Origin of the sequence: Tenacibaculum sp. A30 (assembly GCF_051200845.1) — a bacterium.
GTDB lineage: Bacteria > Bacteroidota > Bacteroidia > Flavobacteriales > Flavobacteriaceae > Polaribacter.
In genome coordinates, this window is sequence record NZ_CP195160.1 from 191,324 (window position 1) to 205,057 (window position 13,734).

The 13,734-nt window shown below is 32.7% G+C and carries 11 protein-coding genes; 5 read left to right on the forward strand and 6 right to left on the reverse strand.

Annotation, left to right across the window (positions count from 1 at the left end):
* Window positions 1-77: 77 nt before the first annotated feature.
* A complete protein-coding gene (pbpC, locus tag ACR9ES_RS00825; RefSeq protein WP_435254720.1) occupies window positions 78-2,417 on the forward strand; it encodes a penicillin-binding protein 1C in 2,340 nt (779 codons plus the stop codon).
* A 57-nt stretch (window positions 2,418-2,474) separates the two neighbouring features.
* Window positions 2,475-4,301, forward strand: coding sequence for a cation:proton antiporter (locus ACR9ES_RS00830; RefSeq protein WP_435254721.1), 1,827 nt, complete (start codon window positions 2,475-2,477; stop codon window positions 4,299-4,301).
* Here ACR9ES_RS00830 and dnaX read toward each other — a convergent pair.
* Window positions 4,290-5,987, reverse strand: a complete 1,698-nt coding sequence (gene dnaX, locus ACR9ES_RS00835; RefSeq protein WP_435254722.1) for a DNA polymerase III subunit gamma/tau — start codon at window positions 5,985-5,987, stop codon at window positions 4,290-4,292. The genes ACR9ES_RS00830 and dnaX overlap by 12 nt on opposite strands.
* Before the next feature lie 140 nt (window positions 5,988-6,127).
* On the opposite strand from dnaX, the gene msrA reads away from it, so the two are divergent.
* Entirely contained in the window at window positions 6,128-6,787 is a 660-nt protein-coding gene (msrA, locus tag ACR9ES_RS00840) for a peptide-methionine (S)-S-oxide reductase MsrA (RefSeq protein WP_435254723.1), read from the forward strand.
* 72 nt (window positions 6,788-6,859) lie between these two features.
* Here msrA and ACR9ES_RS00845 read toward each other — a convergent pair whose 3' ends face one another.
* Together ACR9ES_RS00845 and ACR9ES_RS00850 are read right to left on the reverse strand one after the other, a co-directional pair.
* The gene (locus ACR9ES_RS00845) at window positions 6,860-9,121 is read right to left on the reverse strand and encodes a TonB-dependent receptor (RefSeq protein WP_435254724.1); all 2,262 of its coding nucleotides are present in this window, start codon (window positions 9,119-9,121) and stop codon (window positions 6,860-6,862) included.
* Between the two features lie 57 nt (window positions 9,122-9,178).
* On the reverse strand, window positions 9,179-9,493 hold the full coding sequence (locus ACR9ES_RS00850; RefSeq protein ID WP_435254725.1) for a hypothetical protein: 315 nt from the start codon (window positions 9,491-9,493) through the stop codon (window positions 9,179-9,181).
* Between the two features lie 118 nt (window positions 9,494-9,611).
* On the opposite strand from ACR9ES_RS00850, the gene ACR9ES_RS00855 reads away from it, so the two are divergent.
* Window positions 9,612-9,998, forward strand: coding sequence for a helix-turn-helix domain-containing protein (locus tag ACR9ES_RS00855; protein ID WP_435254726.1), 387 nt, complete (start codon window positions 9,612-9,614; stop codon window positions 9,996-9,998).
* 5 nt (window positions 9,999-10,003) lie between these two features.
* Window positions 10,004-10,903 (forward strand): IS3 family transposase, encoded by a 900-nt coding sequence (locus ACR9ES_RS00860; protein WP_435254727.1) that lies wholly within the window; start codon window positions 10,004-10,006, stop codon window positions 10,901-10,903.
* A gap of 62 nt (window positions 10,904-10,965) precedes the next feature.
* Here the strand turns inward: ACR9ES_RS00860 and ACR9ES_RS00865 are convergent, their stop codons facing one another.
* Genes ACR9ES_RS00865 through purB form a run of 3 tightly spaced genes read right to left on the reverse strand, consistent with a single transcriptional unit; the run spans window position 10,966 to window position 13,507 of the window.
* On the reverse strand, window positions 10,966-11,745 hold the full coding sequence (locus ACR9ES_RS00865) for a TerC family protein (RefSeq protein ID WP_435254728.1): 780 nt from the start codon (window positions 11,743-11,745) through the stop codon (window positions 10,966-10,968).
* Window positions 11,746-11,747: 2 nt separating this feature from the next.
* The gene (locus tag ACR9ES_RS00870; RefSeq protein WP_435254729.1) at window positions 11,748-12,164 is read right to left on the reverse strand and encodes a hypothetical protein; all 417 of its coding nucleotides are present in this window, start codon (window positions 12,162-12,164) and stop codon (window positions 11,748-11,750) included.
* A complete protein-coding gene (purB, locus tag ACR9ES_RS00875; RefSeq protein ID WP_435254730.1) occupies window positions 12,164-13,507 on the reverse strand; it encodes an adenylosuccinate lyase in 1,344 nt (447 codons plus the stop codon). Before purB ends, ACR9ES_RS00870 begins: the two co-directional genes overlap by 1 nt.
* Window positions 13,508-13,734: the final 227 nt, after the last annotated feature.

Below are 13,734 nucleotides of genomic sequence, written 5' to 3' on the forward strand. Positions count from 1 at the left end.
TATAATTTTTTTATAATAAAAAAGCAAAGAAATGTATGGAAATATATATTTATTTGCTTTTTGTTTAAAGAAGAAAAATGATTCAGACTAAGAAAAAGAAAATAGTTTTGATTTTGACTTTTATAGGAGTCATTGTTTATTATTTCTGTCTGCCAAAAAAATTATTTGACAATCCAACATCAACAGTAGTTACCTCAAAAAGCAACGAATTATTAGGAGCTGTAATAGCCAGCGATGGTCAGTGGAGATTTCCTGAGCTAGACTCTGTGCCTAAAAAATTCGAACATTGTATTTTACAGTTTGAAGACGCTTATTTCTACAATCATTTCGGATTCAATCCTATTTCAATAGGAAAAGCAATGGTAGAAAACATCAAAGCGAAAAGAGTTGTACGAGGAGGAAGCACATTGACACAGCAAGTAATTCGCTTATCAAGAAAGAATAAAGAACGTTCCTATTTTGAAAAATTTCAAGAGCTAATCCTAGCCACTCGATTAGAATTTCGTCACTCAAAAAAAGAAATTCTAAACCTCTATGCATCTCATGCGCCATATGGAGGAAATGTTGTTGGGTTAGAAATGGCTTCGTGGCGTTATTTTGGTTTAAAACCACATCAATTGTCATGGGCGGAAACAGCAACTTTAGCTGTATTGCCTAATGCTCCGTCGTTGATTTATCCAGGGAAAAATCAACAAAAACTAAAAAATAAAAGAAATAGGTTATTACAAAAACTACATGAAGAAGGTATAATTGATCAAATTACGTATGATTTAGCTATTGAAGAAGAGTTACCACAAAAACCATATCCGTTACCTACAGTCGCACCACATTTTGTACAAGAAGTAACGAAACAGTATAGAGGAAAACGCGTAAAAAGCTCTGTTGATATCCATTTGCAAAGACAAGTAAATAATTTAGTAAAGCAACATTATTTCCGTCAAAAACAAAATGAAGTTTATAACATGGCGGTATTAGTTTTGGATGTTGAAACTAGAAAAGTATTGTCTTATGTAGGGAATTCCCCAACCGATAAAGTGCATCAAAAAGATGTAGATAATATTGTAGCTCCAAGAAGTACAGGAAGTGTTTTAAAGCCGTTTTTGTATGCTCAAATGTTACAATCGGGTGATTTATTACCTACGCAGTTAGTTGCAGATGTACCAACTGAAATAGCAGGGTATTCTCCTAAAAATTTCAATTTAACTTTTGATGGAGCTGTACCCGCAAATGAAGCATTAACCCGTTCGTTAAATATTCCTTCGGTACGTATGTTACAACGTTATGGGTTAGAAAAGTTTAGAGAAGATATTAAAGCATATCATATTAATGATATTAATAGATCAGCTGATTATTATGGACTTTCATTGATTTTAGGTGGAGCAGAAGCAAGTTTGTGGGATTTATGTAAAACTTTTGCAGGCTATGCCGGAATTGTAAATCACTATGAAGAATTAAAGCATAAATATTATCAGAAGGAATTTATAGAACCCAATTTTTTATTTGATGAAACTCCAGATTTTGGAAAGGTTCAAAAAGACTATACAACTTTAGATGCTGGAGCTACATTTTTAACACTAAACACTCTGTTAGAAGTAAATAGACCTTATACAGACCAGGCTTGGAAATATTACGATTCATCTCAAAAAATAGCGTGGAAAACAGGAACCAGTTTTGGTAATAAAGATGCTTGGTCTATTGGTGTAACGCCTAAATATGTTGTAGGTGTATGGATAGGAAATTCTGATGGAGAAGGGCGCCCAGATCTTACAGGAGTAGGAAGCGCTGCTCCGTTAATGTTTGACGTTTTTGATGTGTTGCCAAAATCAAATTGGTTTTTAGAACCTTACGAAGATTTGATAGAAGGCGCTATTTGTGAGAAAAGTGGTTTTTTAGCTAAGCCTATTTGTCCGTCTATTACAAAAAGAGTTCAAAAAAGTGCGATGAAAGCGGAATCATGTCCGTACCATCAACAAATAATGGTTGATAAGCTTGAGAAATTCAGAGTAAATTCGAACTGTGAATCCATTTCAAACATGAAATCCCAATCTTGGTTTGTTTTACCTCCGTTAATGGCTCATTATTACCAACAAAACAATGCTGACTATAGACCATTGCCTAACTATAGATCTGATTGTAATCGATTAGAAAGTAATTTAATGGGCTTCGTTTTTCCTTCAAAAAGTATGACAAAAGTTTCGTTAACAAAAGGAGAAGATAATCAGTTAAATCCTATTGTTTTAAAGTTAACACACAGTAATTCAGAAGCTAAAGTTTACTGGTATTTAAACGAACAATTTATAGGGATTACACAGCAATATCACGAACAAGCAATTTTACCCAAAGAAGGGACTCATATTATTACCGTAATTGATGATTTTGGTAATGAATTGAAGAAGGTTTTAGAGGTAAAAAAATAAGTAAATGTAAAAGCAGTTTAATTAAAAACTGTATTTTTAGTTTTTTAAAAATAAACTATGTTAGAACTAGCGGGGATAATTATATTAGGAATTTTAGCTCAATGGGTAGCGTGGAGATTTAAAATTCCAGCAATTTTACCTTTAATTTTAATTGGACTACTTGTAGGGCCAATCGCAGCAGAATTTTTTAATGAAGATGGAAGTAAATGGATCGAACCCGTTTGGAATGGAGAAAAAGGATTGTTTCCTGGAGACGGTCTCTATTATTTTGTTTCGTTATCAATTAGTATCATTCTTTTTGAAGGAGGTTTAACCTTACGAAGAGGAGAAATTAAAAATATAGGCCCCGTAATTACCAAATTAATAACCTTAGGTGCTGCAGTTACTTTTTTTGGTGCTGCCATTATTGCTCATTATGTATTTGGTTTAGGCTGGGAATTATCTTTTTTATTTTCAGGATTGATTATAGTAACAGGACCAACCGTTATAACACCGATTTTAAGAAATATTCCGCTGAAAAAAGATGTTTCCGCAGTTTTAAAGTGGGAAGGTATTTTAATTGATCCTATCGGAGCTTTAGTAGCGGTACTTGTTTTTGAATTTATTAGTGTTGGAGGAGATGCAGGTTTTACTGGAACAGCTTTATTAGAATTCTTAAAAATCATTTTATTCGGAACTACTTTTGGGTTCACCTTTGCGCATGCTTTAATTTTCGTTATTAATAAAAAGTGGGTGCCACATTACTTATTAAATGTAGTGTCATTATCTACTGTTTTATTAGTATTTGTAGAATCTGAATTATTTGCCCATGAGTCAGGTTTACTTGCAGTTGTGGTTATGGGAATGGTATTAGGAAATAGTAAGTTGAAGAATTTAAAAGAGATTTTATACTTTAAAGAATCACTTAGTGTATTACTAATTTCAATACTGTTTATCTTATTGTCAGCCAACATCGATTATAAAGAATTAATGCTTTTATACGATTGGAAAACATTATTATTATTTGCATTAATTGTTTTTGTCATACGTCCTTTAGGAGTGTTTTTAAGTACATCGAAGTCTAACTTAAAAACTAATGAAAAACTATTTATTAGTTGGGTAGGACCAAGAGGTATTGTTGCGGCAGGTATTGCTTCTTTATTCGGAAGTAAACTATTAAAACAAGGAGTTGAAGGAGCAGAATACATTACGCCGTTAGTATTTATGATTGTGTTAGGAACCGTATTGTTAAACGCAACTACAGCACGATTGTTTGCAAAAATAGTAGGTGTGTTTTTAGAACGATCTAACGCTATTATGATTGTAGGAGCCTCTGATGTAGCGAGATTGATAGCCAAATACTTAAAGGATAACAAACGTAGAGTGGTTTTAATCGATTCTAACTCAGAAAATGTAGAAAAAGCTAAAGTAGAAGGATTAGAATCAATTGAAGTAAGTATTTATGATGATGAGTTAACAGATAATATTGAATTAAATGATGTTGGATATTTAATTGCAATGACAGGAAGTGACTCAATAAACAAATTTGTAATCTCTAATTTTGCCTCAATTTTTGGTGAGCAAGGAGCTTATCGTTTAGCTACATCACAAGAAGTAATAACCAAAGATTACGATGATGAAGATCATCTATTTACAATTGAAGACGATTACATCAATATAATGGAAGCTGTAAGAGAGTTTCCAGAAATTCATGAAACTCCAGTAAACTCAGTTCAAGAGTATAAGACTAAAATTGAGAAAATACACGACGAAATTAAGTCTATTCCAATTTTAGTTAAGAATAAAAATACCAATGAAATTTTATTAATTTCTGAGTTTGAGCACGATGTAAAGAAAATTGAAGGTTGGATCGTTGTTTATTTAGGGAAAAACCTAAACATCTAAACCAAAAGTACTTTTCAACTTTTCAAGTAACGGATTTTTTTCTTTGAGTTTGTCATACTTCTCTTGAGGAGTATAGGCAAACTTTTTTTCTATCGTTTCGTTAACCTTTACATTTATTTGTATTCCGTAATTATTAAGTTTTTCACGTAAGAATCGTAATAATTTTGGCTTTCCTTTTTCCAACTGCGATTTCATTAAATCACTAGGTACAGAAAAGACGATGGTAAAATCTTCTTGTAATTGAGGTTCGTCAGAGGCTATAATTGCAGCCATACTCTGTTCTCCTATACGTTGCAATTGAAAATAGTACTTTTTCCAAGCATCTTTCAATTCATCTAAAGAAAAAGGAGTTTTAGGATGATTATCATAGTTTTCTTCTTCGTCTAAATTTACTTTAACATCTTTCTTTTGATGCAAGCTTTTTAAAGATAAAGCTGAAGTACGACGCTTAATATTTTTTAAAGTTGGTTTAGGAACCTCACTGGTAGCAACAATTGGTTTTTCTTGAACCTTTTGCGGAGTATTAACAGCGGTAGCAACAGGTTTTAATTCAGTTTTTTTAACTGAAGGAGACAAAGAGGTAAAAAAAGTAGCAGGAATTATGTAGTTGCTAGATTTTTTTTTTGCTCCATCAAAAGTGATAGAGGCAATTTGCATTAAAGTAAGTTCTACCAATAAGCGTTGGTTTTTACTTCCTCGATATTTTAAATCGCAATCATTTGCCTTATCTATCGCAGGCATTAAAAATTGCATGCTTGCTTTGGTAGCTTGTTCTAAGTATCGTTTTTTAGTATTGTCTCCAACTTCCAATAAAGCAATAGTTGCTTGGTCTTTGGCTACTAACAAATCTCTAAAGTGAGAAGCTAAACCATTAATAAAGTGATGTCCTTCAAAACCTTTGCTTAATACGTCATTAAAAGCCATTAAGACTTCAGGAATTTTGTTTTCAAGGAGTAAATCGGTAATGTTAAAATACACATCGTAGTCTAACACATTAAGGTTTTGCGTAACCGCTTCGCGAGTTAAATTATTACCAGAAAAACTTACGACACGATCAAAGATAGAAAGTGCATCACGCATGGCTCCGTCAGCTTTTTGAGCAATTACATGCAAAGCATCATCCTCTGCAGTAATATTTTCCTTCGCACAAATCGTTTTTAAATACTCTTTAGCATCTAAAACACCAATACGCTTAAAATCGAAAATTTGACAGCGAGATAAAATCGTTGGTATAATTTTATGTTTTTCGGTAGTTGCTAAAATAAAAATAGCATGAGCTGGTGGCTCTTCTAATGTCTTTAAAAAAGCGTTAAAAGCTGCTTGAGAAAGCATATGAACCTCGTCAATAATATATACTTTGTATTTACCAGTTTGAGGCGGAATTCGAACTTGATCGGTAAGGTTACGAATATCATCAACCGAGTTGTTTGAAGCAGCATCTAATTCAAAAATATTAAAAGCAAAATCTTCATCAGCATTGGTAGCATCTTCTTGGTTAATTCGCTTTGCTAAAATACGAGCGCACGAAGTTTTACCAACCCCACGAGGTCCTGTAAACAATAAAGCTTGAGCCAAATGGTTGTTTTGTATTGCATTTTCTAACGTATTGGTGATGGCTTGTTGCCCTACCACATCCGCAAAATTTTGAGGACGATATTTACGTGCTGATACTATAAAATGCTCCATTAAAACTTAATCTTTATCTGAACAAAAATAGAAAACGCAACGGCAACACGCAAACAAATTTCTTAAGGAAATATTAAAGTTGTAAACAATTGTAAAAAAGATAATTTTAATACGACAAAGACGTTATAAATGATAAACTTATGAAGATAGCTAAGCTAGCAACAATACTGATAGGACTTTTCTTATTGACTGTTTTATGGAGTTTTTCTTCGGAAAAAGAAAATCGAAAGACTTCTGATATAAAACAAATGTCGAAAAAAACGAAAGTAGCGTATTTTGCCAGTGGCTGTTTTTGGTGTGTAGAGGCAGTTTTTGAAAGTGTAAGAGGAGTAGAAGAAGCAGTATCTGGTTATGCTGGAGGACATACAAAAAATCCTACGTATAAAACTATTGGAACAGGCAAAACAGGACATGCAGAATCGGTAGCGGTATATTATAATCCGAAGGAAGTAAGTTTTCAAACATTGGTAACGGTATTTTTCGGTTCGCATGATCCAACAACGAAAAACGGACAACATCCAGACTATGGTTCGCAATACAGATCGATCGCGTTTTATCAAACACCACAAGAAAAAGAAATTATAGAAAATACGATAAGAAAACTAAACAAAGAAGTATATAAAGGGAAGATAGTTACTGAAGTTACAAAGCTAGAAAAGTTTTATCCAGCAGAAGAATATCATCAAAACTATGAACGATTGCATCCTGAGAATCCGTATGTACAACGAGTTTCAATTCCTCGATTGAATCGCTTTAAAAAGAAGTTCCCTGAATTGCTAAAGAAAAGAAAAGACGGATAACTTTATTAAGTTAAAGTTTGTTTATATAAAAAGCTCCCCAGTAATAGTATTACCGGGGAGTTATTTTTTTGGTTAAATGGTGAAATTTATTCCTAAAACAATATTTCTACCTGGATTAAAAATAGTATCTGGTTTTAATCTTGATAAGTGATTGATATACTTCTTATCAAATAAATTATTAACAGTTAACGATGTAGTAAAGGTATATTTACTAATCATTATATCTCCACCTACACCTAAATTAACTAAGTTATAAGCAGGAGTTGCTGTTTCAAACTCACTAATATTATCCTGTTTAAAGTAGGAATGTAAGCTTACAGATGCATATCCGTTTGGCAACCATTTTTCGTTAGAAAATTCAGTTCTAAGCGTGTTTTTTAAAGTATTAGCAGGAATTAACGGTAAATAGTTACCATTATCTTGCTTTCCAATAACCATTTCAAAACTACTTTCTAAATGTAACCAGTCTAAAGGGTGAGGATGTAAATGAAAGCCAAATTCACCACCGTATAATTTAGCATTTTCTTGTAAATAGGTGTAAACAGGAGTTCCGTCTTCAACATCGCCAGTAGGAGATAAATAAATATAATCGTTTAAGGTATTGTAAAATCCGTTAGCAAATAACTCAAAGTGTTCTGAATTGTAATCTAAAGATAAGTCGAACTGTAAATTTTTCTCATTTACTAGGTTGTTATTTCCTACTTCGAAACGATTGGTACCGTGATGCACTCCATTAGAAGTTAATTCAGCAAGGTTTGGCGCTCTAAATCCACTAGCAAGATTAAAACGAGAAGTTATGCTATTAAAAAGCAAAGTTTTTGCTCCAAAAGAAGCAGTAAAACTATTGTAAGATTTATCTATAGCTTCAAAAACATGTATTTCGTCTTCATGAGCTACTTCGTGTCGTTCTGTAGTAATTCCTCTATTGTCGTAACGAATACCAGCTTGTAAAGAAGTATGGTCATTCCACTCAAAGTTAGCAGTAGTAAATACCCCAAAATCGTTCAGAGTAGCATTCGGAATTAACAATTCTTCGCCAAAGTTTGTATTGGTTTGATGTAAACCTTGTGCACCTACTAAAACTTCAAATTTCCCGAATTTAGGAAGATGATACTTTGTATTATAACTAAAAGTTTTTAGTTTCATATCTAAGGCAGCTTCTCCTTCTTCGTGATGTTCATGTTCTTCTTCATTTTCATTTTCTTCGTGATCGTGGTGCTCTTCAAACTCTTGACGGTTATTAATCGTGTACCCTAAATCGATGTCTAATTTTGATTTCTTAAAGAAAACATGCGTATGTAAGCTAATAATATGATTATCGATATCTTGATAAGGAATTTCTAAATACGTTTCTTTGGTTTGCTCACCAATTCCTTCAGTTAACCCTAATTTAGAATTGTTGAAGTTGTAACGTAATTCAGAAGAAAAGTTTTTCTCGTGGAAACCAACACCTAGTTTCAAATCTTTTTCATTAAAACGAGTATTTGTAACTCTGTAATCAGGTGTTTTATAGTCTGCGTGTTGCGCATAAGTTCCTCTAGCTAAAAATTGCCAATTTTTTAAAGAAGATTTAAAACCAAGAGAAGTATTTGTACCTAAGGTGTTGCTAAAATAACGTTGACTAACATTCAGTTTTGTAGTGTTTTCAGGAACAAATTTTTCAGGTTGAATGTATAAAACGCCACCTAAAGCATCAGAACCGTATAAAAGAGATGCAGGCCCTTTAATAACTTCAACACCGGCAACACCAGCATCGTTAATTCCTAATCCATGCTCACCACCAAATTGTTGGTTTTCTAAACGAATTCCTTGTGTGTACACCAATACTCTATTTCCGCTTAAACCTCTAATAACAGGTTTTCCGATAGAAGTTCCTGTGGAAACTTGAGAAACTCCTGCAATATTGGTAATTCCTTCAGAAAGTGTTGTCGCACCAGTTTTTTGAATTGCTCTTGCCGAAAGGCGTTCAACTTTCATTACGTTTTCAGACTGTAATTTGTTAAAAGGAGTAGAGATGATAACTTCATCAATCTTAAAAATTGATTCTTCTAATTGTACATCAAAAGAAATATTTTCACTGTTAAAATGAAATTCTTTTGAGACAGTTTTAAATCCTAAAAAAGAAAAGTTGAAAGTTACTTTTCCGTTAGGAATGTTTTGTAGGTTGTAAGTACCATCTTCATTGGTAATGGTTCCCTTATGTAATTGGTCAGAGTATATTTCAACTCCTAAAAGTGGTTGGTTATCAGTGTCTGTAATTTTTCCTGATAAGCTGTTTTGTGCATATACAGCAGATATTCCTACAAGAAATAGGAAATTAATAATTGTCTTCATTAAAAATGAATTTTACTGTTTTAACGATAATTTTTGTTGGTTGCTTATAGCAAACGTTTAAGATACAGTAAAATAAGGTGGTGCTCTTGAAGATTTTTTATCAGCAAATACAAATGAGATTACTTGTGGTTGTGTATTGTAATCTAACTTGTAAAAATGTTGTGGAATTACCGTATAGTTTTCTACGGTTTGATATGTAAATGAGTTAAATTGAAAATGAGCCAGAGAACAATCAAACTCTTGAGCGTGATAGTGTTGCTCATCAGTAGAAGTACATACAATGTGCTCGTGATTTTCAAATAAGTGAACTGTTGCTATTACGGTAGGTAATAACAACATGAATATACTGAGTACAGCAATATGTTTTTTCAATTTAATCACTAGCGGCAAAAATAGAAAAAATAAAAAAACCGATAGCTTTCTTACTATCGGTTTTTGTTTTATATCGTTGTCCCGTCCTGAAATAGCGTTACACAAAAATTCAAGTGTAATGAAAACAACTTATGTAAAACGTACTCAGAAAGACTATTCTTTGTTTTTCAAACTTCAAGTAGTTCAAGAGATTGAGCAAGGTTTACTCACACGTACTCAAGCTCTCTCTAAATATGGTATTCAATCAGGAGCCACTATCAGAACTTGGTTAAAAAAATATGGTAACTTTGATTGGCAGAATCAAACTCCACTTTCTATGTCAAAGACTCCCGAACAAAAGATTTTAGAATTAGAAGAAAAGATCAAACTCTTAGAGAAGCAGAAAGCACGTGCAGAACACCTGGCTGAACGCGCTGATAAAAAAGTTATTCTGTTTGATATGATGATTGACTTAGCAGAAAAAGAGTTTAATATTCCTATCAGAAAAAACTCCAACCCCAAGTAATTGATATGTTTAAAATACATTACAGAGAAAGTATCTCATCTACTTGCGAGTTACTTGGGGTAAGCAGGCAAGTGTATTATCGAGCCATACGATCAAAACAAAAACGACAAGCTATTGCTAAACAAGTAACAGAGTTAGTTCAGCGTGTTCGGATGGATCAACCCTGTATTGGAACAAGAAAATTGTATCATATTTTAAAAGAACCATTACAGAAGTTAAGTGTTGGAACAGACCGTTTGTTTTCTATTTTAAAAGCCAATCATATGTTAATAAAGCCTAAGCGAAGTTATCATATAACTACCAACTCTCATCATCGTTTTAGAAAGCATAAAAACTTGATAGAAGAGCTAAATATAGAAAGACCAGAGCAAGTTTGGGTAGCAGACATCACTTATGTAGGTAACAGAAGGAATCCAATGTATTTATCTCTTATTACAGATGCTTACTCTAAGATGATAGTTGGATATTATGTATCAAATACTTTAGCTGTAGAGAGTTCTATAAAAGCATTAAAACAAGCTACTAGAAACAGGAAATATCCGAAACAGACCTTGATACATCATTCTGACAGAGGATTGCAATATTGCAGTAATCAGTATCAAAAGATTCTTGATAGGAATGATATTCGATGTAGTATGACAGAATCGTATGATCCGTATCAAAATGCAGTAGCTGAGAGAATCAATGGAATTTTAAAACAAGAATTTTTAATCAATACGGATGCAATTAGTCTTAAAATGATGAAAACTATAGTAAAACAAAGTGTTGCTGTTTATAATACAAAAAGACCACATTTATCATGTCAAATGCTAACTCCAATACAAATGCACAAACAAAATAAAATCAGAATAAAAACCTATAAAAACAAAAACACAGATAAGACAGCTGTCTTATCTGTGTTTTAACTATTTTTAATCCTAGAAAATCTGTAACGCTTTTTTAGGACGACACAAGTCTTAATGTTTTCTTAACCTTTTTTAGAATTGCCTCGCATTTTCATGTTTAGCATTTCTACAAGTAGCGAAAAAGTAATAGCAAAATATAAATATCCTTTAGGAATTGCCCCCACTGATTGTCCGAAAACTACAGTGTGTGATAAGTGGGCGCCTTCAGTAATTAACATGAATCCAATTAAAATTAAAAAGGATAAAGCTAACATTTGAATTGTAGGATGTTTGTTTACAAAATTACTAATAGGTGTAGCAAATATTAACATGATTAATATTGAAACAACTACAGCGATAATCATTATGGTTAAAGCTCCTTGTATACCATTTGTCATACCTACAGCCGTTAACACAGAATCAAAAGAGAAAACAATATCAATTAACACTATTTGTGTAATAACGTTTAGTAAAGTAGCTCTCTTTTTAGAGGTGCTAGAAGTATGTGTTTCATCTCGTCCTTCAACTTTATGGTGAATCTCACTAGTACTTTTGTATAGTAAAAATATACCTCCAGCAAATAAAATTAAACTTTGTCCTGTAAGGCCTGCTTGCAACCAAGATAAATCAATAGTCCAGATAGGATCTTTCATGCTGATTAAATAAGAAACTCCTAGTAAAAGAAGAATTCTAAAAATCATAGCTAATAGAAGACCTATTCGTGTAGCTTTTTTTTGCTGATTTTCTGGCAATTTGTTAGAAGCAATAGAAATAAAGATAATGTTATCAATACCCAATACAACTTCTAAAAAAGTTAAGGTTAATAAGGCAACCCAGGTATCAGCTTGTAAGAAAATTTCCATAGTTAATTTACTTTATATACGGTTCCTTCTTGTTTAAAATTAGAGTACCCAACTCTTGCAGTAAAAGTATACGAACTATCAGTTACTTTAGTAATTTGAACAAATATAGGATCTTTATCTAAATCGGTTTTCGGACTTTTCATTCGCAAAGTGTATGCAAAATTATTTTTCCATTTGATGTAGAGTGTATCTATATGTTTTATCTCCTTTTCGGTAACCAAACTATCTGTAGAAATACTTACTTTTTTAGTGTATTCTTCAATTTGTAAGCTATCTTTTCTTACAATAGTTGTTTTTCCGTAGTTATCACCAGCAGGAATTTCAAACGTTCCGTGAACAAAACGTGTTGGATCTCCTTTTTTTTCAGGAGTACACGAAATGACTAAAAATAAAACTAAAAAAGTAAGTAAATATCTCATTATATACCAGTGTAATTAGATGGTGTAATTTGTTTTAATTCGTTTTTAATCGCCTCTGAAACTTCTAAAGTATCAATAAAATTAGCGATAGAATCTTTATTGATTTTTTCGTTGGTACGCGTTAATCCTTTTAATGCTTCGTATGGATTAGGATAAGCCTCGCGACGTAAAATGGTTTGAATAGCCTCAGCAACTACTGCCCAGTTATTTTCTAAATCTTCCGCAAACTTAGCTTCGTTTAATAATAACTTGTTCAATCCTTTTAACGTAGAAGCAAAACCAATTAAGGTATGTCCAAAAGGAACACCAACATTACGTAATACCGTACTATCCGTTAAATCACGTTGTAATCTTGAAACAGGTAACTTAGCAGCTAAATGCTCAAAAATAGCGTTTGCAATACCTAAGTTTCCTTCAGAGTTTTCAAAATCGATAGGATTTACTTTATGTGGCATTGCAGATGAACCAACTTCACCTTTCTTAATCTTTTGTTTGAAGTAATCGTTAGAAACGTACGTCCAAACATCGCGATCTAAATCAATTAAAATCGTATTTACACGTTTTAATCCGTCGTATAAAGCTGCCATGTGGTCGTAGTGCTCAATCTGTGTAGTAGGGAATGAGTGGTGTAAACCTAACACTTCTTCTACGAAATGAGTTCCGAAGTTTTTCCAGTCGATATCTGGGTACGCTACTTTGTGTGCATTGTAATTACCTGTAGCTCCACCAAACTTAGCAGCATGTGGTGTATGTTGAATATGAATAACCTGATTGTTAATACGCTCTACAAACACAAAAAACTCTTTTCCTAAACGAGTAGGAGAGGCTGGTTGCCCGTGAGTTCTTGCTAACATTGGTACGTTTTCCCATTCTTCTGATAAATCAGCTAATTTGCAAACTAAAGTATCTAAGGTTGGGTAATACACTTCTTCCATAGCATCTTTAATAGACAATGGAATAGCCGTGTTGTTAATATCTTGAGAAGTTAATCCGAAATGGATAAACTCCTTATGCTTTTGTAAGTTTAAAGCGTCAAACTTTTCTTTGATAAAGTACTCAACAGCTTTTACATCGTGATTGGTAACGCTTTCAATTTCTTTAATTTTTAAAGCATCTTCTGCAGAAAATTCTTCATAAATTTTACGTAAATCAGCGTATAAATCTTTGTTGAAATCGGCTAACTGAGGTAATGGAATTTCACATAAAGCAATGAAATATTCAATTTCTACCTTTACACGATATTTTATTAAAGCTTCTTCTGAAAAATAGTTCGCTAAGCTTGCTACTTTGTTACGGTATCTACCATCAATAGGAGAGATGGCGTTCAATTCTGTTAAGTTCATGTTTTGTTGTTGTGTTGAAAGGCACAAAAATAGAAAATACTTCCCTTTTTTTAGAGATAAACCGAAGGAATTTTAGTACTAAATAAAAGCAATCTTATTTAGGAACAAAGAACTATGTCGTAATGTCAGTAAACCGTATCGTAGTGTTAATGGTTTTGGTTATGATTTCGTTGCGCAGAATCATTCCGCGTAAGTAATTAGGTTAATTATAACTTATAATCATACAG

Bases quoted from the DNA above. Each gene is read 5' to 3' on its own strand.
- pbpC (WP_435254720.1), top strand. From the start codon at position 78: ATGATTCAGACTAAGAAAAAGAAAATAGTTTTGATTTTGACTTTTATA.
- ACR9ES_RS00830 (WP_435254721.1), top strand. From the start codon at position 2,475: ATGTTAGAACTAGCGGGGATAATTATATTAGGAATTTTAGCTCAATGG.
- dnaX (WP_435254722.1), bottom strand. From the start codon at position 5,987: ATGGAGCATTTTATAGTATCAGCACGTAAATATCGTCCTCAAAATTTT.
- msrA (WP_435254723.1), top strand. From the start codon at position 6,128: ATGAAGATAGCTAAGCTAGCAACAATACTGATAGGACTTTTCTTATTG.
- ACR9ES_RS00845 (WP_435254724.1), bottom strand. From the start codon at position 9,121: ATGAAGACAATTATTAATTTCCTATTTCTTGTAGGAATATCTGCTGTA.
- ACR9ES_RS00855 (WP_435254726.1), top strand. From the start codon at position 9,612: ATGAAAACAACTTATGTAAAACGTACTCAGAAAGACTATTCTTTGTTT.
- ACR9ES_RS00860 (WP_435254727.1), top strand. From the start codon at position 10,004: ATGTTTAAAATACATTACAGAGAAAGTATCTCATCTACTTGCGAGTTA.
- ACR9ES_RS00865 (WP_435254728.1), bottom strand. From the start codon at position 11,745: ATGGAAATTTTCTTACAAGCTGATACCTGGGTTGCCTTATTAACCTTA.
- ACR9ES_RS00870 (WP_435254729.1), bottom strand. From the start codon at position 12,164: ATGAGATATTTACTTACTTTTTTAGTTTTATTTTTAGTCATTTCGTGT.
- purB (WP_435254730.1), bottom strand. From the start codon at position 13,507: ATGAACTTAACAGAATTGAACGCCATCTCTCCTATTGATGGTAGATAC.